Annotated in this window: 15 protein-coding genes; 11 read left to right on the plus strand and 4 right to left on the minus strand. The window is 54.8% G+C overall.

The window, feature by feature from the left end; all coding sequences use genetic code 11:
- Positions 1–132: 132 nt before the first annotated feature.
- The 4 genes from BUE18_RS00125 to BUE18_RS00145 all read left to right on the plus strand — a co-directional run bounded on the left by BUE18_RS00125 (position 133) and on the right by BUE18_RS00145 (position 10,103).
- A complete protein-coding gene (locus BUE18_RS00125; protein WP_073471715.1) occupies positions 133–1,989 on the plus strand; it encodes an NADH-ubiquinone oxidoreductase-F iron-sulfur binding region domain-containing protein in 1,857 nt (618 codons plus the stop codon).
- Between the two features lie 21 nt (positions 1,990–2,010).
- Positions 2,011–5,244 carry an FAD-dependent oxidoreductase gene (locus tag BUE18_RS00130; protein ID WP_073471717.1) on the plus strand — a complete coding sequence of 1,078 codons (3,234 nt, stop codon included), beginning with the start codon at positions 2,011–2,013 and terminating at the stop codon, positions 5,242–5,244.
- 894 nt (positions 5,245–6,138) lie between these two features.
- Positions 6,139–9,651, plus strand: a complete 3,513-nt coding sequence (locus tag BUE18_RS00140) for a tetratricopeptide repeat protein (RefSeq protein WP_073471721.1) — start codon at positions 6,139–6,141, stop codon at positions 9,649–9,651.
- Positions 9,651–10,103: a hypothetical protein gene (locus tag BUE18_RS00145; protein WP_073471722.1), complete on the plus strand. Its 453-nt coding sequence runs from the start codon at positions 9,651–9,653 to the stop codon at positions 10,101–10,103. The genes BUE18_RS00140 and BUE18_RS00145 overlap by 1 nt, the downstream gene beginning before the upstream one ends.
- Positions 10,104–10,515: 412 nt before the next feature.
- Here BUE18_RS00145 and BUE18_RS00150 read toward each other — a convergent pair whose 3' ends face one another.
- From BUE18_RS00150 to BUE18_RS00165, 4 genes are all read right to left on the minus strand, one after another.
- Positions 10,516–11,487 (minus strand): phosphotransferase enzyme family protein, encoded by a 972-nt coding sequence (locus tag BUE18_RS00150; protein ID WP_073471724.1) that lies wholly within the window; start codon positions 11,485–11,487, stop codon positions 10,516–10,518.
- Between the two features lie 334 nt (positions 11,488–11,821).
- Positions 11,822–11,980, minus strand: coding sequence for a rubredoxin (locus BUE18_RS00155; protein WP_015949801.1), 159 nt, complete (start codon positions 11,978–11,980; stop codon positions 11,822–11,824).
- 10 nt (positions 11,981–11,990) lie between these two features.
- Positions 11,991–12,188: a hypothetical protein gene (locus BUE18_RS00160; protein ID WP_073471726.1), complete on the minus strand. Its 198-nt coding sequence runs from the start codon at positions 12,186–12,188 to the stop codon at positions 11,991–11,993.
- Between the two features lie 65 nt (positions 12,189–12,253).
- On the minus strand, positions 12,254–13,417 hold the full coding sequence (locus BUE18_RS00165) for a DegT/DnrJ/EryC1/StrS family aminotransferase (RefSeq protein ID WP_073471728.1): 1,164 nt from the start codon (positions 13,415–13,417) through the stop codon (positions 12,254–12,256).
- Positions 13,418–13,572: 155 nt separating this feature from the next.
- Between BUE18_RS00165 and BUE18_RS00170 the strand changes: the two genes are divergently transcribed.
- From BUE18_RS00170 to BUE18_RS00200, 7 genes are all read left to right on the plus strand, one after another.
- Complete coding sequence (locus BUE18_RS00170; RefSeq protein WP_073471730.1) at positions 13,573–14,256, plus strand: hypothetical protein; 684 nt, start codon at positions 13,573–13,575, stop codon at positions 14,254–14,256.
- A gap of 314 nt (positions 14,257–14,570) precedes the next feature.
- Complete coding sequence (glnD, locus tag BUE18_RS00175) at positions 14,571–17,252, plus strand: [protein-PII] uridylyltransferase (RefSeq protein ID WP_073471732.1); 2,682 nt, start codon at positions 14,571–14,573, stop codon at positions 17,250–17,252.
- A gap of 22 nt (positions 17,253–17,274) precedes the next feature.
- Positions 17,275–18,492, plus strand: coding sequence for an ammonium transporter (locus BUE18_RS00180; protein WP_073471734.1), 1,218 nt, complete (start codon positions 17,275–17,277; stop codon positions 18,490–18,492).
- Positions 18,493–18,543: 51 nt separating this feature from the next.
- Positions 18,544–18,882, plus strand: a complete 339-nt coding sequence (locus BUE18_RS00185) for a P-II family nitrogen regulator (protein ID WP_073471736.1) — start codon at positions 18,544–18,546, stop codon at positions 18,880–18,882.
- Between the two features lie 114 nt (positions 18,883–18,996).
- Positions 18,997–20,409 carry a type I glutamate--ammonia ligase gene (gene glnA / locus BUE18_RS00190; protein WP_073471738.1) on the plus strand — a complete coding sequence of 471 codons (1,413 nt, stop codon included), beginning with the start codon at positions 18,997–18,999 and terminating at the stop codon, positions 20,407–20,409.
- A 338-nt stretch (positions 20,410–20,747) separates the two neighbouring features.
- Complete coding sequence (locus BUE18_RS00195) at positions 20,748–24,077, plus strand: chemotaxis protein CheB (protein ID WP_073471740.1); 3,330 nt, start codon at positions 20,748–20,750, stop codon at positions 24,075–24,077.
- On the plus strand, positions 24,067–25,416 hold the full coding sequence (locus BUE18_RS00200) for a GAF domain-containing protein (protein WP_073471742.1): 1,350 nt from the start codon (positions 24,067–24,069) through the stop codon (positions 25,414–25,416). Before BUE18_RS00195 ends, BUE18_RS00200 begins: the two co-directional genes overlap by 11 nt.
- Positions 25,417–25,516: the final 100 nt, after the last annotated feature.

Consider the following 25,516-nt stretch of genomic DNA (forward strand, 5'->3'; position numbering starts at 1 on the left):
CTTGATAGTTTGCGCGGGGAGGTTCCGGCCTCATCCGCCGGACCTGGTTTGACCAAATCATGAATGTTACATTAAGCTGCGTGTTTCGGGCGATTTTTAATTCTCTATACGCGCCTGGGGCGCCGGAGGTAGATGGTGGACAGGTTAAAAAACAGAGACGAACTAATTACACTCCGTAAAAACCTTGTGGCCCAGCACAAGGATGGCAATAAAAAACTTATTTCCCTCTGCTCCGGATCGGGCTGCGGCGCTTACGGCACTGCCAGCGTTTACGACAGCCTTGTGGCCGAACTGAAGAAAGCCGGCCTTTCCGATCAAGTGGAGGTGCGTCTTACGGGCTGCCATGGCTTTTGTGAAAAAGGCCCTATCATGGTCATTCACCCGGAGGGAATTTTCTATCCCCAGGTGAAGCCCGACATGATTCCTGACATCGTGGAGATGACGCTGAAGAACGGGGAGATCGTGGAGAAGTTCCTGTTCAAGGACCCTGTCAGCAAAAAGAAAATCATCCACGAAAAGGACATCCCCTTTTACAAGCTCCAAAAGCGCGTCATTTTCGGCCGCAACCAGATGATCGATCCCACGAACGTCCTCCACTATATCGCCGAGGACGGTTACAAGGGCCTGGAAAAAGCCTTGTTCGAAATGGAGCCCCAACAGATCATCCAGGAAATCAAGGGCGCCGGCCTCAGAGGCCGGGGCGGCGGCGGCTTTCCCACGGGCATTAAGTGGGCCTCCTGCGCCAAGCATGACGGCGACCGCTACGTTATCTGCAACGCGGACGAAGGCGACCCCGGCGCATACATGGACCGCAGCCTTTTGGAAGGCAACCCCCACAGCATCATCGAGGGCATGCTCATCGCGGCCGTGGCCATGCAGTCCCACAACGGCTTCGTCTACGTGCGCCATGAGTATCCCCTGGCGGTCAAGAACCTGAACATCGCCCTGAAAAGCGCCCGGGAAATCGGTCTTTTGGGCAAGAACATCCTGGGTTCGGGCTTTGATTTCGACATCAAGGTCAGCCGGGGCGGCGGCTCCTTTGTCTGCGGCGAGTCCACGGCGCTCATGGCCTCCCTGGAAGGAAAACCCGGCAGGCCCCGCGCCAAATACGTCCATACCGTGGAAAAGGGATTCCGGGAAAGCCCCTCCTCCCTGAACAACGTGGAAACCTACGCCAACGTGCCCCATATCATCAACAACGGCGCCGAATGGTACGCCTCCATGGGAACCGAAGGCAGCAAGGGCACCAAGATCTTCTCCCTGGTGGGCAACGTGGTGAACACCGGCCTGGTGGAAGTGCCCATGGGAACCAACCTCCGCACCATCATCTACGACATCGGCGGCGGCATTCCCAAGAAAAAGAAATTCAAGGCGGTCCAGAGCGGCGGGCCTTCCGGCGGCTGCATCCCGGAGCAATTCCTGGACGTCCCCGTGGACTTTGACGAACTGGTCAAGATCGGGTCCATGATGGGCTCCGGCGGCATGATCGTCATGGACCAAGACACCTGCATGGTGGACGTGGCCCGGTACTTTCTGGACTTCCTCAAGGAAGAATCCTGCGGCCAGTGCAACCCCTGCCGCGAAGGCATCAAGCAGATGCTGGACGTATTGACCCGCATCTGCGCCGGCCACGGCAAGGAAGGCGACATCGAGCTCCTGGAGGAACTGGGCGCCATGGTCCAGAAATTCTCCCTGTGCGGCTTGGGAACCTCCTCGCCCAACCCGGTTTTGACCACCCTCATGTATTTCCGGCATGAGTACGAAGCGCATATCAAGGACAAAAAATGCCCCGCGGGCGTGTGCAAGCCCCTGTTCCACTACGAGATCGTGGACGGAACCTGCACAGGCTGCGGCCTTTGCGCCCGGAAATGTCCCCAGGACGCCATCACAGGGGCCAAAAAGGAAACCCATGTGCTGGACCAGGACAAATGCATCAAGTGCGGCATTTGCTACGATGCATGCAAGTTTAACGCAATTGCAATCCGATAACAGCGTCACGAGGCTAAACACATGATCACATTTAAGTTAAACGGCAAAAAAGTCCAGGGGGAAGACGGGCAAACCGTCCTGCAGGTTGCCGAAAAATACGGGGTGGAAATCCCTACCTTATGCCATCACAAGGCATTGGACCCGGCGGGCATGTGCCGCATGTGCACCGTGGAAATGTTTGACGGCAGAAGAACCAAGTTCGTCACGGCCTGTAACTATCCCATTTGGGAAGGCATGGAAATTTTCACGGATACGGACACGGTTCATGAAGGGCGCAAGCTCATCGTGGAAATGCTCCTTTCCCGCTGCACCTCCGTCCCGGAAATTCAGAACCTGGCCAAAAAATACGGCATTGAAAAATCCCGTTTCGGCGAAGATAACGAAAACGACTGCATCCTGTGCGGCCTGTGCGTGCGCGTTTGCGAGAAAATGGGCAACAGCGCCATCACCCTCACCGGACGCGGCCTGGAAATGAAGGTGGACACCCCCTTCAGCGTCCAGTCCGACATCTGCAAGGGATGCGGCGCCTGTGAGTTCATCTGCCCCACCGGCCACATCAAGTTGGAAAACATCAACAAAGGCGAAATTAAAAAGATTCCGTCCGAATACGAGCTGGGCCTTGCAGGCCGCAAGCCCGTTTACGTGCCCTACGCCCAGGCCGTGCCCAACACCCCGGCCATCGACCGGCGTTACTGCATGCATTTCAAGACCGGCGGCTGCCAGATTTGTACGGAAGTCTGCGGCGTCAACGCCATCGACCACACCATGCAGGACGAAATCGTGGAGCTGGAAGTGGGCTCCATCGTCCTGGCGCCCGGCGCCAAGGTGTATGATCCGGGCAAGCACGACACCTACAACTACAAGACCAACCCCAACGTGGTGACCTCCCTGGAATTCGAGCGCATCCTGTCCGCGTCCGGCCCCTACGGCGGACACCTTGTCAGGCCTTCGGACCACGTGGAGCCCAAGAAAATCGCCTGGATTCAGTGCGTGGGCTCCCGCGACGAGCACCTGGACGGCAAGGGATACTGCTCCGGCGTATGCTGCACCTACGCCGTCAAGGAAGCCATGCTGGCCAAGGATCACTGCGCCGAGGGCCCGGACGGCCTGGACGCGGCCATCTTCTACATAGACATCCGCACCAACGGCAAGGATTTCGAGCGATTCTACAATCGCGCCAAGGACGGCGGCGTGCGCTTCGTCAAATCCAAGGTCACCAAGGTGGATCACAACGACGAATCCGGCATGGAAATTCTGCGGTACGTGGACGCCGCGGGCAAGCTCCAGGAAGAGGAGTTTGACATCGTGGTCCTTTCCGTGGGCTTTGAAGTCGCCGAAGAGACCAAGGAAATGGCCAAAAAACTGGGCCTGGAAGTGGACAAGAACGGCTTTGCCGTGTCCTCCAGCTTCAACCCGGTTCAGACCTCCAGGGACGGCGTGTTCGTATGCGGCGCTTTCTCCGCGCCCAAGGACATCCCCACCTCGGTCATCGATTCCTCGGCGGCCGCGGGCGTCACCGGCGGACTCCTGGCCGATTCCCGCTTCACCCTGACCAAGACCGCGGAAATTCCGCCGGAAAGGGCCATCAAAGGCGACCCCACCCGCATCGGCGTGTTCCTGTGCTGCTGCGGCTCCAACATTGCAGGCGTTGTGGATATGCCCAAGCTGGAGGCCTTCGCCAAGACCCTGCCCAACGTGGCTCACGTGGAAGTCAACATGTACTCCTGCTCCCAGGACACCCAGGAAAAAATGTCCGAGGTTATCCGGGACCAGAACCTGAACAGGGTGGTGGTGGCCGCTTGTACGCCCAAGACCCACGAACCCCTGTTCCAGGAAACCCTGATCAACGCCAGCCTGAACAAATACCTGTTCGAAATGGCCAATATCCGCAACCATTGCTCCTGGGTCCATAAGGACGCTCCGGACAAGGCCACCTTAAAAGCCATGGAAACCGTCCGCATGTCCGTCCAGAAAGCGGCCCTGGCTCAGCCCCTTACCGAGCCCAAGCTCAGCATTGTGGAAAAGGGCCTGGTTATCGGCGGCGGCGTGGCCGGCATGGAAGCGGCCAAAAACCTGGCGGCCCAGGGATACGAAACCCATATCCTGGAACGCACGGATCAACTGGGCGGACAGGCGCGCTCTTTGCACAAAACGTGGAAGGGCGAGGACGTCCAGAAATACCTGGCCAAGCTGATCAGCGATATCGAATCCAACGAACTCATCACCGTGCATAAAAACGCCGAAATCACCAACGTGGAAGGCTTTGTGGGCGACTTCAAAACCACCTTCAAAGTGGGTGAGGAAGAAACCACCTGCAACCACGGCGTGACCATTTTCGCCTGCGGCGCAACGGAATACAAGCCCACGGAATACCTGTACGGACAGGATCCCAGGGTGGTCACCAACCTGGAACTGGAGAAGAAGCTCATCGAAGGCGACGCCGCCTTAAAGAGCGCCGGCGCGGCCGTGTTCATCCAGTGCGTGGGATCGCGCATCCCGTCCAGACCGTACTGCTCCAAGCTGTGCTGCACCCAGTCCATCAAGAACGCTTTGGCCCTCAAAAAGGCCAATCCCAAAAAGCCCGTGTTCGTGCTTTATCGGGACATGCGTCCTTACGGACTCCGGGAGAACCTGTACCGCGAAGCCCGCGAACAAGGCGTGACCTTCATCCGGTACAATAACGACCAGCCCCTGGAAGTGACCGGCGGCGACAAGGCGCTGACCGTGTCCTTTACGGATTACGTGCTTGGCAAAAAGCTCCGGATCAGCCCGGAAATGGTGGTTCTGGCGGCGGCCATCACGCCTGAGGAAAGAAACCCCCTGGCCCAGGCCTTCAAGGTCTCCCAGAACCAGGACGGGTTCTTCGCGGAAGCCCACGTCAAACTCCGTCCCAACGATTTCGCCACGGACGGGGTGTTCCTGTGCGGCCTCACCCACGGCCCCAAGCCCATTGACGAGTCCATCGCCCAGGCTCAGGCCGCAGCGGCGAGAGCGGTTACGCTCCTTTCCCGCAAGGAAATCTCCGTGGCCGGAACCGTTGCCAGCGTGGATTCCGCATCATGCAGCGCATGCAAGGTGTGCGTGTCCATCTGCCCGTACTCCGCGCCTTTGTTCAACGAAAAAACCGGCAAGGCAGAAATCCAGTCCACCCTGTGCAAGGGCTGCGGACTGTGCGTGGCCTCCTGCCGCAGCGGCGCCATCCATCTGGCGGGATTCGACACCTCCCAGATTTTCAGCATGATCGACGCCCTGTAATAGTTTCAGGTAAATAAAACCCAAAAAAGGGGAAGCTCCGTTTGGAGCTTCCCCTTTTTTGCGTCAGGCTGTTTAGGCCTTTTCGCCCTTGGAAAACATTCTCAATTCCACCCAACCTGATATTCTTACAGGAAATAGCGTAGGCTGGGCGGAGCTTCCGAAACCCTAAATAATTGATCGGTTATCCTTGATAGAAGGCAAGTTGGAATTTGCGAAACCCAACAAAAAACAATGTCGGGTTTGAAGTCCTCCAACGTTTTCGCCCGTGTGAACCGCCAAGCCGGACTACGCAACCCGACCTACGGCTCTGCATGGAGCGGCGTAGGTTGGGTAGAGCTTGCGAAACCCAACAAAATTGATCGGTTATCCTTGATAGAAGGCAAGTTGGAATTTGTGAAATCCAACAAGAAAATTATTGTCGGGTTTGAAGTCCTCCAACGTTTTCGCCCATATAAATCGCAAAGACGGATTTAGTAATCCGATGACTCCACGGGGGGATGATGGCGACCGACGGCGGTTGCTGCATGGGTGGCCCTGGCAGAGCGGTATCCTGCCAGGGTGCGGAGCACACTTGGTTTTTTGTAGTGAACAGGATATTTTTGGGAGATTTTACGCGCCTCTTTAATTCGCATTTACCCAATAAATCCGTCATCCCCGCAAGGACGACCCGCATTTCAGGATTGTCCGCAAGCGGGGACCCAGCGTCGTACATTTCTGAAAGCCCATTCATCCTAAGGATCACAAGATATCCCCAATAATGTGCAAGTCATTTTGCATGAGAGAACCACTGACTTTGCTACAAGTATTGACAGCCCTCACATAGAACACTATTTAATAACCATAGCCTTGCACTCAAAAATCCAACTGGCTTTATTCGTAGCGAACGGACGGAATATGGATAAAAATACCCTGGTTATCCGACACGTGTCCTCAGATCCTAATTGTTTTATGGTGATTGCGGGCGTTAAAACATCCCAACCCGTTGAAATAGGTCCACCCGAATCCTTTAAGGTGGAAGGGAGGCCCAACTCCAACCTTACCCTGGACTTGCGGTGGTATCTTGAGGACTTTCTCACCTATCCTTTTCATCCGGACACGGACAAGGCCCATAACGTGCAGGATTGCCTGGCCCAATGGGGCGAAAGCGCCTTCAAAGCACTTTTTGATAACCTGGAAGGCGGGGGCATGCTTAGGCAAGCCATGGATGGGCATTACAAAAACCTGAACCTGATCATATCTTCGGACGATCCCGGGGTTCTGTCCTGGCCGTGGGAGGCTTTGCGAGACCCTCAGATAGGGTATCTGGTCCATGCCTGCCAGATGGGACGGCGCATCGACTCCGCCGCCGATCCTGCGCCCATTTCCGAAAAACTGCCCAAGGACCGCCTGAACATCCTCATGGTCACGGCCCGGCCCTATGAAAATGATGTCCGGTACCGCTCCATTTCCAGGCTGGTGGTGGATCAGGTGGAGAAGCAGGGTCTGCCCGCGGAGGTGCACATATTGCGTCCCCCCACCTTTGACAATCTGCGGAATACCCTGCGCGCCAACCCGGATTTTTTTCACGTGGTGCATTTTGACGGCCATGGCGCCTATGGAAGTTTAGATGGCCCGGTGGATATCTCGGGCGGATATCAGTTTAAAAGCAAAAACCAGGGCTGCCTGATTTTTGAAAATGAAAAAGGAGAGGCGGAGCCTATAAAGGCGGGTCTTTTGAGCGACCTGCTGCGGGAATACTCCATCCCCATGGTGGTGCTAAACGCCTGCCAGTCCGCCATGATAGATGAAAACGCGGGGGATCAGTTTGCTTCCGTGGCTTCGGCCCTGGTCCGGGCCGGGTGCTCCGGGGTGACGGCCATGGCTTGGTCTTTGTATGTGTCCGGCGCCCATCAGTTTTTGCCCGCCTTCTACTCCCGATTGTTCGAAACCGGCAGCTTGGCCCATGGGGTGCGGGCGGGCCGCAGACAGATGCTCGCCAAACCGGACAGGGTGTGCTCCAGGGGAGAATTCCCTCTGGATGACTGGCTGGTTCCCGTGGTCTACCAGCAGCAGGACCTGGATTTTTCCTTTAAGAATCAGGGCAAAGAACAGCGCGAAAAAGCGCCCCTGCCCCAGGAGATCAACGACGCATCCAACCCCTTCGGCTTTGTGGGAAGGGACGCCGCCATCCTGGAGATGGAGCGGCGCCTGCATAAAGAGATTCCGGCCATTCTCATCCACGGCATTGGCGGGGCGGGCAAGACCACCCTGGCCAAGGGCTTTGTCAAATGGCTGGCCGATACCCACGGCCTGGGCGCGGGGTGCTTCTGGTTCGCCTTCAATGACATCCGCAGCGCGGAATACGTCATCAACGACATGGGCGAAAAACTGTTTGGAGGCAATTTTCGCGCAGCGTCCCTGGAAGACCGCATCAAAGCCCTTTGGCAAGAATTTAAGAAGCATCGGTATATCATTGTATGGGACAACTTTGAAAGTGTCTGCGGCATACCGGGTACGGAAGTGAAGCCCATGTTGCCGGAACAGGACAGGCAGCTATTGAAAGACTTTTTGCAAGGACTTCGCGGCGCCCCAACCAAGGTCATCATCACCAGCCGAAGCACGGAGGACTGGCTTAAGGCGGACCGGAAGAAGTTGGGCATCCGGGGCCTTGCGGGAGAAGAGCTTTGGGAACTGGTGAACGCCGTCCAGGATCACCTGGGCCTGAAAATCGACCGGAAGGATGAGGATATACAAAAGCTCATGGACCTATTGGGCGGCCACCCCCTGGCCATGCGGGTGACCCTGCCCCTCTTGGAGGACCATACGCCCGGCCAGTTGATGGAGGCCATTAACCAGGGCCGGAATATTTATGGGCGGGATGCTGACGAAGCTACTGCCAAATTTTACTCCACCATGGAAATGGCGGTTCAAACCCTTCCTAAAGATTTGCAGCCCTTGCTTATTCCTCTGGGGCTTCATGAAAAATATTTTATGATTAAGCAGTTAGAGGCTATAGCCCAAAGGGTGGATTCTGCATGGACAAGGGAAAGGCTGGATGCCTTTTGCCGGGCCATGGTGCACCTGGGCATGCTTTCTCCTCTGATCGGACCGTTTTATGAGCTTCATCCGGCCCTGACCGGTTACTTAAGGTGCGTAACTCAAGATAGGAAACTTAACGAGGAGTGGCAAAGAGCTTTTGTGGATATATTAGCAAGAATAGCAGATGCTTTTGCCTCGAAACCCTTGCCTGATCAGAGGATGGTTTTTAACATAAACAAGGCCAACTTTTACCATGCCATGGCCCTGGCTCAACAACTGGAAACAGATTTGGCTTATTTGGCACTTGTGCAGGCTCTTGCCCTCCATGCCCAAAATATAAGGAATTTTGGTGAAGGAAAGACTCTTTTTGAACAACTGGCAAGTGCTTATCATGCACGAGGTACTATAGAGGGCGAGGCAGTAGCCTACCACCAACTGGGGTTAATTGCCCAGGAAGCAAGGAATTTTTCGGCAGCTATAGAATGGTACGAAAAATCTCTGGATATTAAAGAAAAACAATGTGATGAACATGGTGCGGCAATATCGTATCACCAGTTGGGTATAATTGCCCAGGAACAAAGAGTTTTTTTAGAAGCAGAAAAATGGCTAAAAAAGGCTTTGGGAATCTTTGAAATAGCAGGCAATGAGTTATCCTTTGCGGCATCCTGTCACCAGTTGGGAATAGTCGCTCAGGAACAAAGGGATTTTCAGGCAGCTAAAACATGGTATATGAAATCCCTAAAGATTGAAGAAAAACAAGGCGTCGAGCATAGTGCAGCAATCACTTATCACCAGTTAGGGATAATAGCTCAAAAAGAAGGGGATTTTCAGGAAGCTGTTAAATGGTGTAAAAAAGCATTGGGGATTCAGGAAAGGAAAGGTAATAATAGTGAAATATCAAATTGTTATCATCTGTTAGGGACTGTTCTCCTGGAGCAAGGTGATTTTTCAGAAGCTGAAAAATGTTATAAGAGGTGCCTCAATATCGATGAAAAGATAGGAAACGAGTTGGGCTTAGCAAGTAGTTATCATCAGTTGGGAGTAGTCTCCCAAGCGGAAGGAGATTTTGAAGCAGCCGAAAAATGGTATAAAAAAGCAGTGGACATATTGGAAAAATATTACAATGAACATGACGCGGCACAATCTTATGGCCAGTTGGGTGTTTTACATGGACTCCAAAAGAAGTTTGAATCTTCTGGCAGATGGTTCATAAAAAGTATTAAAGTCTTTGTCAGAACCAATGATTTGCATGAGGCGCAAAAGCATTCCCGAAATTTTATGATTACATATCTTAGCGCCCCGGCCGCCATGCGAGAAAAACTGGAGGCCCTCTGGAAAGAGGCCGGGCTGCCTGACTTGTCTGAAAAGCCTGAGGAAGGGGATGACTGATGCAGGATAAAATGCTGGCCCTGGAAGACAGGGACGCTGTACGCATATTTACAGCCATGGCAAAAATGATTGCAGACGGCCAAGAGCAGGACGCCGCCCAAGGCCTTAGCCCGGAAATGGCCCGCGCCCTGACCGTCCATTTTGGAGAGCCGGACGGTAAGGCCGCAGCCGGGGATCTCGCCCGTCGGGGCCTGTTGGTGTTGGCGCAATCTCCCGAATACAAAGACCGCCTTGAGCATCTTGTGAAAGGTCCGCCGCCCCAGGCCTTTGACATGGGCCTGGGTGCGACCGCCGCCATCCTCACCGCCGCCATTGTGGTCCTGCAGACGGAAGTGGCGTTCGTAAAGGACAAAAAAGGCAAGACCACCCTAAAAATCAAGAAGAAGGCCCTTTCGGAAAACTTTCTCACGGATTTTGTGAAAAAACTTTTGTCTGTTGCAAAGGGCGGATGAGCACAAGTTAGTGCAACAAACTGGACGTTCTTGGAGGCGATGAAAAAATAAAGACGCTGGGTCCCCGTTTCCGCCATTACGGCATGATGATTGCCAAACCGCAGGCAATCATCCCGCCTCCATGGCTCCACGGGGATGACGGAGAGCGGCGGCTGTTCCCCTATGGGGGGTACAGGCAGCGCAGTTTGCCGCCGGGCGCGGAGCACACAAGGCGCGGCCGGGAAAGATTGGAGAAACCAAGTAAGTTCGGCGGGCGGATAGGGGAGTAAAACTGTTGTCGGGTTTGAAGTCCTCCAACGTTTTCGCCCGTGTGAACCGCCAAGCCGGACTACGCAACCCGACCTACGGCTCTGCATGGAGCGGCGTAGGTTGGGTAGAGCCTGCGAAACCCAACAAAATTGCGTGGTTATTCTTAGGAAATAGAACGAATGCCGGCGAAAAGAGCGGTTATGTCTTGGGCGTGCTTGGCGAGGAAATTCAGGTAATCGGTTTCTAAAGAAATCATGGCGTCCTCTTGGCCTCGAAGCCATTCGGACAGCCAGGCAAAGCGAACTAAAAGCATCAAAGGAAACAACTTTTCCCAACTTTCCCTCTCATAAATCCCGGACTTCCATAGCTCGATTAAAAATGCGCCCACATAATCTCCTGATATAGCCGGAGGATATTCAAAGCCGGCGCATCCGATCATCAAGGCGGCGTCGTACAACTCGGGCCGCATGCCGCAGAATTCCCAGTCAATGACCGCCCGGATGGATTTCTCCCCCCAGATGACGTTCACGGGATGAAAATCTCCGTGGCAGAATCCCAGAGGCAAGTCCTTAAATACCGGCAGAAAACTTTCGGCCAGGGACAGGGCCGGGGATATGCGCTTCAATAATCGAGGATCGCGGGCCGAAATTTTCCGGACAAGATCCGGCACAAAATCCTGCAGGGAAAAATCATCCGATTCTTCCGGCGGCATTTCAGCCTTTGTCCAGGCCTGTCTTAACATAACCAGAAAGTCGGCCATGGCCCGGCCCCGCCAAGCCTGATCCAAATATTCCGGCCGGGGCAGGGGAGAGCCTTCAATATAGGGGCTGAGCTGATAATAGCCGTCTTCCAGGGAAATGATGCGGCGACCGGGTTCGTAGGATAAATACGGCGCAATGCCCCCCAAATCCGCCCGGGAAAGAGCCTCTATGGCTGCGGCTATGGTTTGCTTTCGATTCACCGTCTCGGGCTTGAGGGCTTCCAGAAGAAACAGGCCGCCTTGGTCGTCTTCAACCGCCATTCTTTCCAGGGAGCGTTCCGGGCTGCCTTCCAGGGGAAGGTCCGGCCTTATCCGAAAGAATTGGAGCTCGTAGGCTTTTAATATAATTTCAATGGTTTGATTTTTTAATGTCAAGTTGCAGCCATTCGTACAAATGAAAAGATTGGAGTTTCGGGGGCGCGATCCTTATCTCATTATGCGTTAAGCTGGTTTGGATGGCCATGCCTGAGATAAGGTCATGTCCCCCAAACTCTTCCCGCCGCCTCTATCATGGGGATGACGGATAGGGACGGCGTCAGCACATGATGTTGGGCCTCCACATGCTATAGAGTCCCTATATTGTTTTTAAACAATGCTTATTCCGAATAACAGGATGCAAACCGGAAAAAATACCAATTTCGGAAAAAAAAGCCCGGTCTGACTGCAACATGCAATAGGACCGGGCTTGGAATAACAAATTGGGGCCGGATTATTCCACTTTTTCGAAGTATTGCTTTTCCGCGCCGCACAGGGGGCAGACCCAATCGTCGGGAAGGTCTTCAAACGCGGTTTCGGGCGGAACATGCCGTTCCGGGTCTCCCAGTTCAGGGTCGTAGACATAGCCGCAGGGGCATTCGTACTTATCCATGCAAATCCTCCTATTTTAAATTGTCCAAGGCGCCGTGCCAACTGCACCGATCGCAAAAAACATCCGTATCTTCCTCCAGATCGCACTGGCCGGATACCTCTTTGTCGAAAACGGGTTTTCCGGTGGAGCAATCAAAGCAATACACTTCGAATTCGTCCTCAGCATCCTTCACATAAAACCGCTGGCATTTACATACGGGGCATTTCATGGAAATCTCCTGTTTACGCGACCTGTTGGTATATGAATATAGGAACGATTATCATTAGGTCAATCCTATTTTGGCTCAAACGACAAAATAGCCTTGGCGACGGCTTCCTGATCCTCCTCGTTGATATAAGGGTGCATGGGCAGGGAGAAGACCCTGGCGGCGCAATCGTCGCTCACGGGAAAGTCTCCCCGGGCATGGCCCAGGTCCGCAAAGGCGTCCTGGCGGTGCAGGGGCTTGGGATAGTACACGGCCGTGGGGACGCCTTGCTCCTGAAGATGCTTCAAAAGCGGATCCCTCCACTCCGGCTTTGCAGCCTTGAGGGTGTATTGGGCCCAGGCGCTTTGGTTTCCCTCTTCAACAAAGGGCGTGACCACCTTGTCCGAACCGGCCAGCAGGCTGTTATATCGCTCGGCCGCTTTTTGGCGCAGATCCAGCTCTTCGGGGAAGATGGAAAACTTGCTGATGAGCACCGCCGCCTGGAACGAGTCGATGCGGCCGTTGATTCCAATGCGCACGTTGTCGTACCGGTCGTCGCCCTGGCCGTGCATGCGCAGGGAGCGCATAATTTTGTCCAGTTCCTCATCGTCCGTGAAGCACATGCCGCCGTCGCCGTAGCATCCCAAAGGCTTGGCCGGAAAAAAGGAGGTGCAGGCGATATGGCCGAAGGAGCAGGCTCTTTTTCCGTTCTGCAGTGCGCCGAAGGACTGGGCCGCGTCTTCGACGACAAACAACCCGTGCTTTTCGGCGACAGCCTCGATGCGTGCATAATCCGCAACCTGCCCGAACAGGTCTACGGCGATAATTCCCTTGGGTTTGGGGAGACTGTCCGTCTTGGGCAGGGGGAGGTCTCCGGCGCCGGACTCCATGGCCAGGATGGTCTTTTCCAGGGCCTCGGGATCCATATTAAAGGTCTTGGGGTCGATGTCCACAAAGACCGGTACGGCGTTCAACAGGCTGACCACTTCCGCTGTGGCGATGAAGGTGAATGGCGTGGTCAGGATGGCGTCTCCAGGGCCGATTCCCTTGGCCAGCAGAGCCAGGAGGAGCGCGTCGGTTCCCGAGGCGCAGCCCAGCCCGAATTTCGCGCCGGAAAAATTAGCCAAACTTTCTTCAATTTCGTCGATTTCAGGCCCCATCACATAGCGGCCGTGATCCAAAACTACTTTTAACCGGGCCTCGACGTCCTCCCGGATTCTTGCTTGTTGCGCTTTTAAGTCTATGAATTGCATGCCATCTCCCTTGGGTGCAGGTTATTATGAATTCATAGATGTCACAGTCCGCGCCGCAGGGTCAAGGCTAAACGAACAAAGCGGATTGACGGGATGCGAAAAAGCCGGTATTGTTCTTATATAACTGATGAAAATAACCATTATGGGAGGATGATATGGCAGTAAATGTAGTGGACCGGGCCGATGACCCCGTACAAATCAAACACGTGCTCATGAGCGTCTCCGACAAAGCGGGCCTGGAAATCTTTGTTCCCGGCCTGTTGGAGGCCTGTCCAGGGGTGAAGATTTTCTCCACCGGAGGAACTTACAATAAAATCGCGGAAATCCTGGGCGGCAAAGCCAAGGGCTGCCTGGAAGCCGTTTCCGACTACACCGGCCAGCCCGAAACCCAGGGCGGTTTGGTTAAGACCCTGGATTTCAAGATTTATCTGGGCCTTTTGACCGAAACCTACAACGACTCCCACCAGTCCGACCTGAAGCGCACCAACGGCGTGCCCATCGACATGGTGGTGGTCAACCTCTACCCCTTCCGGGAAACCATCGCCCAGCCCAAGGTCACCCCGGAAATGGCCCGGGGCCAGATCGACATCGGCGGGCCCTGCATGATCCGGGCGTCAGCCAAGAATTTTCTCCGGGTGTCTTCCGTGGTGGATCCGGACGACTATCCCATGATTCTGGACGAACTCAAGGCCAACAACGGCTCCACGACCATGCGGACCCGCTACCGTTTGGCCCGCAAGGCTTTCCGCCATACGGCCTCTTACGACAAGGCCATTGCAGACTACCTGCAGGAAACGCCTTTTGATAATGCACGGCCTTGTTACAAATTTGAGGATTAGTTTTTTAAACAGCCATGTTTTGGAGGGGGAGTCCGGATCTGACAGGTCCGGCTCCCCTTTTTTATGGCCTGGCGCGTCTAAAAAGGGAAATATTTTCCAAAGCGCAATACAAAAGTGTATTTTTTATAGGAGCAAAAATACAAAAATGTACTATCGGATGATATAATTGCTTTTGGTTTGAAAGAGGTAACTATCTAGATTTAAATAAAAAAATAATCATTAATCCATTGTGGCACGTCCTTTGCTCTCTAAGCAGGTCAGTTGAAACGTACGGTAAAATAAACGAATCAAAACACCGGCCCCCAAAAGGACGTATGAATAACCCTGAAGCCATTACGAATCTGACCAAAAGCCTGGAAGAACTCCAAACCCTGGACGAGCCCCGGGAGTTGGACAATCTCCATGCCAGGGCTGTCGCAATCGACGATTATTTTCGGGCCACCTTTGAAAACAGCTCCGTGGGCCCCCGCATGCGGGTGGACAAAAACCCCTACGCCCTCATTGCTCTGGGAGGGTACGGCCGCCGGGAGCAGTGCATCGGCTCCGACGTAGACATCCTGTTTTTATTTGAAAAGAAAATGCCGGACCAGGCCACGGAACTGGTCCAGGAAGCCATTTATCCCCTGTGGGATCTGGGTATGGATGTGGGCCACGCCACCCGCACCCTGAAGGAATGCATCAGCCTGGCCTCCAAGGATTTCGATGTGTTGACCCCCTTGCTGGACGCCCGCTTCATTTGCGGCATGTCCCCCCTGTACACCCGCTTGATGGAGATGGTCCACGACAAGGTCTTGAAAGGCAAGACCCGGACCGCCTTTTTGAAGTGGCTGGCCTCCACCAAGCAGGATCGCCACGACCGCTATGGAGACTCCAGCTATCTCCTGGAGCCCAACCTGAAGGAAGGGCGGGGAGGCTTGCGGGACTACCATGCCATGTTGTGGATCGGCAGGATCGCCCATGGCGTTCGGGACCCCCGGGACCTGGAGTATTTGGGCCTTTTATCCCACGGCGAGTACGCCACCCTGACCCAGGCCCTGGATTTTATCTGGAAGGTGAGGAACCACCTGCACCACATCGCCAAGCGCAAATGCGACCAGCTTTTCTTTGAGTATCAGCCGCTGGTGGCCCAGGCTTTGGGATTCGGCGGAGACCAGGATCTTCAGGGCATCGAGCAGTTTTTGAAAACCCTGCACCGGGCCATGGAGCAGGTCAAGCAGCGCCACAAGATGTTCATGCTTTCGGCTTTGCCCAGGAGCAGGCCGGGCAGGCCTTTCAAGGCCGTGCGCCCCACCAGGACCCCCGGCATTATCGTGGAAAAAGGCGCCATGGTTTTTGAGGATCCCAGCGCCCTGGCCAAGGACCCTGCGCTGCTCATGGAAATTTTTGCGGAAAGCGCCCGGGAAAGCCTTCCTTTGAGTCTGGACGCCAACCGCCTTGTGCGGGATTTCGCCCAGGTGGTGGACGACTCCTTCCGGAGCGATCCCCGGGTTGTGAAGGCCTTTGAAAAGGTCCTTTCCACGCCCGCGCCTGATTTCAATCCCATGGAGGAGATGTTCGCCACGCGCTTTATCACGGCCTTCATTCCCGAAATGGGCGCCATCATGGACCGGATTCAGTACACGCATTACCACGTGTTTCCGGTGGACAAGCACTCCATCAAGGCTTTGCAGATCGTCAAGTCCTTCGCCTCGAGGGCGGAGGATCGCAGGAACCACGACCTGTACAACGCCCTGTATCAGGAAATTCCCAACAAAAAGACCCTGCACTGGGCCGTTTTACTGCACGATGTGGGCAAAGGCAGCCCGGAAGGCGGCCATTCCGGCAGGGGCGCCAGAACCGCCCGGGAGATTTTAAGCCGCATGGGCTACGGCGAGGCCATGATCAAGGACGTGGAATTCCTGATCAGGGAGCATTTGCTCCTGGCCAAGACGGCCACCCGCCGCGATTTGCACGATGAAAACACCTCCCTTGCCTGCGCCCGAAAGATCAAGGATCCCGACCGCTTGAAAATGCTCTATCTGCTCACGGTTGCGGACTCCCAGGCCACAGGCCCCAAGGCTTGGAACGACTGGACCTCCGTGCTTCTTCAAAGTTTGTTCATCAAGACCCACCAGATTCTCACGAAAGGGGAACTGGCCACGGAAGAAGCCACCCGGATGGTCAAGGACAAAAGAAAGCAAGTGCTGGCCGCCGCGCCGGAAAGCATGAAGCGGGAATGGTACAACCTGTTTACGCTCATGTCTCCTCGTTATTTGCAATACACCCAGCCCAAGGAAATCGTGGATCACATCCGGCTTTACGAAAGATTGCAGGATGCGGACGCAGTCATAGAAGCCGCCCCCTCCCGGGACGCCAACCTGCGCACCGTCACGGTGTGCGCCAAGGACCGCCCCGGCCTGTTTTCCAAGATCGCCGGCGTATTGACCCTTAACAATTTGAATATTTTTGACGCGCAGATCTTTACATGGCGCAACCATACGGCCATGGACATTTTTCAGGTTACGCCGCCTCTGGATTCCCTGTTTGAAAAACGCACCTGGCAACGGGTGGAGAGGGATCTGGGCAAAGTGCTTTCCGGTGAAATGGATTTGAGCAAGGCCCTGGAGGACAAACCCGTAGCAAAAAGCGATGACAACAGCGCCAGCGCTTTGCGCCGGGAGAGGGTTTCCGTGGACAACGGCAGTTCCGGGTTTTTCACCATTGTAGAGGTGATCGCCTACGACCAGTTGGGGCTCTTGTACAAGATTACGGATGCACTGTACCGCTGCGGTTTGGACATCTGGGTCGCAAAGATTGCAACCAAGGCGGATCAGGTGGTGGACGTTTTTTACGTGCGCGATTTTGATGGACAAAAAGTTGATTCCCCGGAAAGCGTGGATGCCATCAAGCAAACCATATTGGAGACGCTGCACGGGGAGCGGGATAACAAGGGCGTTCAGCCTGCAGGCCTGGGCGAGACTGGGGACGAACCCAGTCCATCAAATCCAATCCATTAAAAAAAAAGAAGGAGAGACTTAAATGAATTCCGGCGACATTGCATGGATGTTATGCGCATCAGCCATGGTCCTTTTCATGACACCAGGACTGGCGATCTTTTACGGCGGCTTGGTCAGGTCCAAGAACGTGCTTGGAACCATCATGCACAGCTTCATCATAATGGGCGTGGTTTCCATCATGTGGGTCCTTTACGGCTATACCATGGCCTTTGGCCCGGACCTTGGGGGCGGACTTTTAGGCGGCGCAAAATACCTGGGGCTCAGCGGCGTGGGCGCGGATATTGGCCCCTACTCCGACACCATTCCGCACATTTTGTTTTGCGCTTTTCAATTGATGTTTGCAGTCATCACCCCGGCGCTCATCACCGGAGCTTTCGCCGAACGCATGAAGTTTTCCGCCTTTTTGGCTTTTACGATCCTGTGGACCACCTTGGTCTACTTCCCGGTTTGCCACTGGGTGTGGGGCGATGGCGGATGGCTGGGCGCCATGGGCGCTTTGGATTTTGCAGGCGGCACGGTCATTCACATTAATTCGGGCGCCGCAGCTCTGGTTTGCGCCCTGTTCCTGGGCAAACGCAAAGGATACGGCACCGATCAGATGCATCCCCACAACCTGCCCCTGACCATTTTCGGGGCCGGCGTGCTGTGGTTCGGCTGGTTCGGCTTCAATGCAGGCAGCGCTCTGGCCGCTGACGGAACCGCTTCCATGGCCCTGTTCGTGACCCAGGTTGCAGCCGGAACCGGCGCTGTGCTGTGGATCATCGCGGAATGGATTTACCAGGGCAAGCCCACGACGCTGGGCGCCGCTTCCGGCGCTGTGGCCGGTCTGGTCGCCATCACCCCGGCAGCCGGATTTGTCGGCCCGGTCGCCTCTATCATAATTGGAGGCGTTGCGGGAGTTTTGTGCTACGGCGCTGTTGTTGTGAAGGGCAAATTGGGTTATGACGACGCCCTGGACGTTGTGGGCATCCATGGCGTGGGCGGCCTGTGGGGCGCTTTGGCCACCGGCCTTTTTGCAGCCGAAGTATACGGCGGCGTGAACGGCCTTTTTTACGGAAATGCGAACCAATTCGTTATCCAGGGCATCGGCGCGGTGGCGGCCATAGCCTACTCCCTCATTTTGACCGCAATCATCCTTAAGATTGTGGACGCCGTCTTCGGACTTCGGGTTGATGATGAAGAAGAACACCAGGGCCTGGACGTCTCCCAGCACAGTGAGGTAGGATACCGTATCGTTTAAACAAGTTGGACGGATATATACAACAGACCGAATTAACCCAAGGAGGAAAGCATGAAAAAAATCGAGGCCATAATCAAGCCCTTCAAGGTGGATGATATCAAGGAAGCCTTGAATGAGATCGGCATCAAGGGAATGACCCTGACCGAAGTCAAGGGTTACGGACGCCAGAAGGGGCATAAGGAAATTTACCGCGGCGCTGAGTACGTGGTGGATTTTATCCCCAAGGTTCGGATTGAAGTGGTTGTGGAAGACGAGCAGGCCGAACAAGTGGTCGGCACCATTCGCGATGCCGCCAACACCGGAAAAATCGGCGACGGCAAGATTTTCGTCATCCCCGTGGAAGACGTGGTTCGGGTGCGCACCGGCGAGAGAGGCCCCGAAGCCGTGTAAAGCCCATGCCGCAAAAAACAGTGCGGCAGGCCGGAACAAACAGTTTACATCAGCACATGCATACGATACATAGGCGCGCGGCTTAAGCCGTATAAACAAACAAGGAGGAACACCATGACACCCAAAGAAGTATTAGAGTTTGCAAAAGAACAAGGCGCAAAGGAAGTTGATATCCGTTTTATGGACTATCCCGGCCTTTGGCAGCATTTCAGCGTACCCCTTTGCGAGCTCTCCGAAGATAGCTTTGAAGAAGGCTTTGGCTTTGACGGCTCCAGCATCCGCGGCTGGCAGCCCATCAACGCCAGCGATATGCTGGTCGTGCCCGACGCCTCCACCGCTTTGATGGATCCCTTCTTCGCCAGCCCCACTCTGGTTCTCATCGGCGACATCAAGGACCCCATCACCGGCGAACCCTACTCCAGGGATCCCCGCAACGTGGCCAAGAAAGCCGAAGCATACCTGAAGAGCACCGGCATAGGCGACACCGCTTTCATCGGCCCCGAAGCTGAATTCTTCATCTTCGACAACGTGCAGTTTGAATCCGCCTCCAACGTGAGCTACTACGAAGTGGACTCCGTGGAAGGCATCTGGAACACCGCCCGTCCCGAAGAGCCCAACCTGGGCTACAAGCCCCGCCACAAACAAGGCTACTTTCCCGTACCGCCCATGGATAAGTTCCAGGACCTTCGCTCCGAGATGATGTTGACCCTGGAGCAGCTGGGCATCGCCGTGGAATGCCAGCATCACGAAGTGGCCACCGCAGGCCAGGCTGAAATCGACATGCGCTTCGCTCCCTTGCTGAAAATGGCCGACCAGCTCATGTGGTTCAAATACGTCCTGAAAAACGTGGCTTACAAGGCAGGCCACACCGTGACCTTCATGCCCAAGCCCCTTTACGGCGACAACGGCACCGGCATGCACACCCACGTCAGCATCTGGAAAGACGGCCAGCCCCTGTTCGCAGGCGACAAGTACGCCGGCGTTTCCGATACCGCCCTGTACGCCATCGGCGGCATCCTGAAGCATTGCAAGGCTCTGTGCGCTTTCACCAACCCCACCACCAACTCCTACAAGAGACTGGTGCCCGGGTACGAAGCCCCCGTGAACCTGGCTTACTCCAGCCGGAACCGCTCCGCGTCCGTGCGCATCCCCATGTACTCCTCTTCGCCCAAGGCCAAGAGAATCGAGTTCCGTACGCCCGACCCGTCCTGCAACGGCTACCTGGCCTTCTCCGCCATCCTCATGGCAGTGCTGGACGGCATCCAGAACAAGATCGACCCGGGCCAGCCCCTGGACAAAGACATTTACTCCCTGCCCCCCGAAGAGCTGGCAAACATTCCGTCCGCTCCGGGCTCCCTGCAGGAAGCTCTGGCAGCCCTCAAGGAAGACCATGACTTCCTGCTGAAAGGCGACGTGTTCACCCAGGACGCCATTGAAATGTGGATCAACTACAAGACCGAAAACGAAGTCGACGCCGTCAACCTGCGTCCCCATCCGCATGAATTCATGCTGTACTACGACATTTAATCCGGCTTCGGCATCCAGGGATTTTTCGGATGTCCTTGCGGCAGTAAAAACGGGGGAGGCGCCTGAAAAGGGGCCTCCCCCGTCCTTTATCATCCAACGGCGTGGGCGCGGCCGACGGTATAGGGCGCGCGCATTGCGGCGGTTTAACTAGAAAACGTTTTGTTAAGTTATTCTAAATGCAGGATAACAGAATACCTCACCATTCAATTTTTATGGACATGGATTTTGACAAGAATAGTGAATGGAGTTAATATTTAGCAGGGAAAACGCGTTTTATGAGCTAGATGGCATAAGGGTTCGTGTGTCGAAAAACCAGCGGTGATCTGATAAGGGGGCGTATGGGAAATAGCACTCAAAGCAACGGAAAGACTTCCCCTACCCATTATGTAGGCATTGGGGCTTCGGCGGGCGGACTGGAGGCCATAGATTCCTTTTTTGCCAACATGCGGCCCCAGAACAATCTTGCTTTTATAGTGATCCAGCACCTTTCGCCGGATCATAAAAGCCTGATGGTGGAATTACTCTCCAAAAAGACCGAAATGCCTGTGCACCGGGCTGAGGAGGGAATGCGGGTGCAGGCCAACCACGTCTACCTGATCCCTCCCAAAAAAAATCTGACCATATTCCATGGGGAACTGATGTTGACGGACCAGGATTCCTGCCGCGGCATCAACCTGCCGATCGACGTGTTTTTTCGCTCCTTGGCTGATGATGCGGCTGACAAGGCCGTGGCTGTGGTCCTTTCCGGCACGGGCAGCGACGGCACCCGGGGAGTGCGGGCTGTGAAGGAGGCCGGGGGGATGGTGATGGTCCAGTCCCCGGAGAGCGCCAAGTTTGACGGCATGCCCAGGGCGGCTATTTCCACGGGGGTGGCGGATTTTGTGCTGCCGCCGGAGGAAATGCCGGAGCAGCTGCTGGCTTTCGCCAGCCACTCATCAATCAACCGCACCGCCGCCTCCAATATCTTGCTGGGGGATGAGGATGGCCTGACCAGGATATTTGCGGAATTGCGCGAGAAAACCAAGGTTGATTTCACCTACTACAAGCCCAGCACCATCACCCGCCGGCTGGAGCGCCGCATGACGGTAAACCAGATTGACGAAATCAGTGATTATGTGCGGTATATCCGGACCTATCCCGGGGAGCTTATGACCCTTTACCGGGAGTTGCTTATTGGGGTCACCAGTTTTTTTCGGGATCCTGAAGCGATGGAGTTTTTGCGCAGCGAATGTTTGCCCGAGTTGCTCATGCGGGTCAAGGATCGTGAAGTCCGCTTTTGGGTGGCGGGATGCTCCACCGGGGAAGAAGCCTATACCTTCGCCATTTTAGCGAAAGAAGCCATGGAGCGTCAGCGCATAAGCCGCGACATCAAAATTTTTGCCACGGATATAGACCGGGACGCCATCTTGCAGGCCAGCACCGGGGCCTATCCGGAAAGCATCGCCGCTGACTTGGATCCGGGGGTGCTGGCCAAGTATTTCTACAATAAGGAAGGGGTGTATCAGATTGCCCGGCATATCCGGGAGATGGTGGTGTTTGCCCAGCACAACTTGGTCAAGGATCCTCCGTTCACCAATATCGACCTGATAAGCTGCCGTAATCTTCTCATTTACTTTCAGCCTGTTCTGCAGCAAAAGGCCCTGGAAATGTTCAATTTTTCGCTGAATCCCCAAGGGGTGCTCTTTTTGGGAACCAGTGAAAGCATAGGGGATATGGCCGCCTGTTTTGAAACCGTGCATCAGAAGTACAAGATCTATCGGTCGCAGGGGAAGGCCATCCCTGGCGGGCAGGGTAAGGGCGTGGGGGATATGGAGGAGAAAACCCGCCGGATCCAGCCTTTTTTCGTCCGGGAAAAAGGGCGGCAGCTGGCGCAGCCTGACGACAGCCGTCTTCTGTCGCGTCTGATGGATGTCGCTTCCAACGGCTATATGCCCCTCTCTGTAATAGTGAACGAACAATTGGAAATCATTCATATCGTAGGAGATCCTTCTCCTTATTTCAAAGTTCCCACCGGCCGGACTGCGTTTGACATCACCAAAATGGCCTCCAAGGATTTGGCCATTCCATTGGCCACAGGCATTCAAAAGGTCTTTCGCACCCGGGATAAAGTCACTTATAACAATGTGCTGCTGCATTTTGGACAGGAAGTCCAGACCCTGCGCCTGAATATCCTTCCCCTGCCGGAGCAAAAAGGCGCTGATTCGCTGGCGGCCGTCTTTATTGAGGAGGTGGACAAAAAGTCTGTTCCGGAGACCCCCGGGGAAGGGGAGTATGACCTGGGAAAGGAAACGGAGCAACGCATCCGGGACTTGGAGCAGGAACTCCAGTTTGCAAGGGAAAACCTGCAGGCCACCATTGAGGAGTTGGAAACCTCCAATGAGGAGTTGCAAGCCACCAACGAGGAACTGCTTGCCAGCAATGAGGAGCTGCAAAGCACCAACGAGGAGTTGCAGTCCACCAATGAGGAGCTTTACACGGTCAATGCCGAATATCAAAAAAAGATCATGGAGCTGACCGAGTTGCACAACGATGTGGACAACTTGCTCACGTCTTCGGGCATCGGCACCCTGTTGCTGGACGAAGATCTGGAAATTCGGCGGTTTTCGCCGGAAATCAACCGGTTATTCAATATTATGGAATCGGATGTGGGACGTCCCTTGACCCACCTTTCCCACCGGCTTAAAGACTTTGACCCCTTGAAGATCGTCCGCAAGGTGCAGGTGGATAATAAGCCCCGCCAGTTGGAGGTCAAGTCCGAAGAAGGAAAAGCCTACCTGGCCCGGGTCATCCCTTACACTATCGGGGTGGGCGCTTTTTCCGGCCTTGTCATGACCTTTGTGGACATCTCCACGTTGACTTCCATGCGGAGACGGCTGAATCAGGCTGAGAAGACCTCCCAGGAAATTCAGCAATTTATGCCGGCGGGGCTTTATGTCTACTCCCTGAATGACGCCGGACAACTGATTTTGGAGGAAAGCAATCCCGAAGCGGAAAAGCTCACGGGCGTGTCCGCGGATCAATGGAAAGGCGAACCTTTTGAGGCCATCTGGCCCCGGGCGGGCGCAATGGATCTTAGCAAGTCGTTTTTGGAGGTGATAAAAACAGGACAATCCTATGCCATGGACGATTTGGTTTATGCCGACGACCGCATCAAGGGGGCCTATTCCATCCAGGCGTTCCGCTTGCCTGAAAACCGGTTGGCGGTCATGTTTCAGGATGTGACCGAGCAAAAGAAAATGGAAGCTGATCTGGTAGCCAGTGAGTCCAAATACCGCAAGCTTTTTGAAACCATGGCCCAGGGAGTGGTGTATCAGGATAAGGACGGCAACATCATTTCCGCCAACCCTTCCGCCGAACGCATCCTGGGGCTGACTCTGGATCAGATGATTGGCAGGACATCCATGGACCCCAGGTGGCAGGCCGTCAAGGAGAACGGAGAGCCTCTTCCCGGCCAGGAGCATCCTGCCATGGCGGCCCTGGCCACCGGAAAGCCGGTCACGGGTTATATCATGGGCGTGAACAACTCCCAGCACAACCAAACCCGCTGGATCATGGTCAACTCCACTCCCGAATTCCTGGACGGCGAAACCAAGCCCTGCCAGGTTTTTTCCACCTTTGACGACGTCACGGACAAGATTAATTTGCAAAGAGGACAGTATGACCGGTAAAACCTTTCCCAGTGCCGACGCATTGCGTGCCAGGGCCGAGAATATAGCCAAGTCCAAACCCCGGCAGCCGGAGTCCATGAATCCGGAACAGATGCGTGACTTGTTGGAAGAGTTCCAGATTCACGAGATTGAACTGGAGTTGCAAAACGAGGAACTGCGGCGCTCTCATATTAAGGAAGAAGAGACAAGGCAGCATTATTTCAATCTTTTTCATCATGCCCCTGTGGGATACGCCGTGCTGGATTCCGCCGGGATCATCAAACAGGCCAATGCCGCCTTGGGAAAAATGATTGGCAAGGAGTCCGCCGAATTGCACCATAAGGCTTTTGCCGATTTCTTGCGCCCGGAAGACAGCCATGTATTTCGCTCCCGCTTTAAGTCCTTGCTGAATTATCCCGATGGCAAGTCTCTTGAAGTCCAGATTGCCTCCAAAGGGCTTTCCACCATCCACGCCTCCATCCATGCGGTTCCCCACCCGCGGAAAGCCTCTAAGGAAGGGAGCGCGGCCGAGGAGCTGCTGCTTAGTATCACGGACATCACGGTTCAAAAGAAAGCAGAGGCGCAGCTGCAGGAGGCCTTGGACTCCAGCCGGCAGCATGTCCGGGAAATCTCCGGTCTTTTAAAGGGCGCCCGGGCCGTATTGGAACAAAAGGACTTCGCCCAAACAGCCCGCCTTATTTTTGACGTATGCCGGGAATTGACCGGCGCAGCCTCCGGGTATGTGGCGCTTCTTTCAGATGACGGGGAGGAAAATGAGTTGCTATTTCTCGAGGCCGGGGGACTGCCGTGCTCGGTGGATCCCAATCTGCCCATGCCGGTCAGAGGGCTTCGGGCCGAAGCCTACAATCTAAACACGGTAGTGTACGACAACGATTTCATGGAAAGTCAATGGGTGAAATACATGCCGCCCGGACACGTGGTCCTGAATAACGTGCTTTTCGCCCCCCTGGTGATCAACGGCGTCACGGTCGGCATCATCGGCCTGGCCAACAAAGACGGCGATTTTAACGAAAACGACATCAAAATGGCCGCCGGTCTTGGAGAACTGGCCGCCATAGCCTTGCAAAACAGCCGCAACCTGGAAAAACGGCAGGAGGCGGAAAAAGCCCGGGAGCGCACGATTCAGGAACTGGAAACGGCCTTGTCGGAAGTCAAAAAATTGAGCGGCCTCCTTCCCATCTGCGCCCACTGCAAGAAAATCCGGGATGACCAAGGATACTGGAAGCAACTAGAGGCTTATATTACAAGCCATTCCGAAGTATGGTTCAGTCACAGCGTTTGTCCAACATGCGCCAAAATTCACTATCCTGATATTGATATTTACGAAGAAGAACCCTGATATTCTGAATTTGTGAAGGATAGCGGTTGTTGGCGATTGACTGCCAAATCGCAAAAGAAGTCAGCCTGCGTCCCCATCCGCGCGAATTCATGGTGTACTA

Origin of the sequence: Desulfatibacillum alkenivorans DSM 16219 (genome assembly GCF_900142135.1) — a bacterium.
In the GTDB taxonomy this organism is placed as follows: Bacteria; Desulfobacterota; Desulfobacteria; order Desulfobacterales; family Desulfatibacillaceae; genus Desulfatibacillum; species Desulfatibacillum alkenivorans.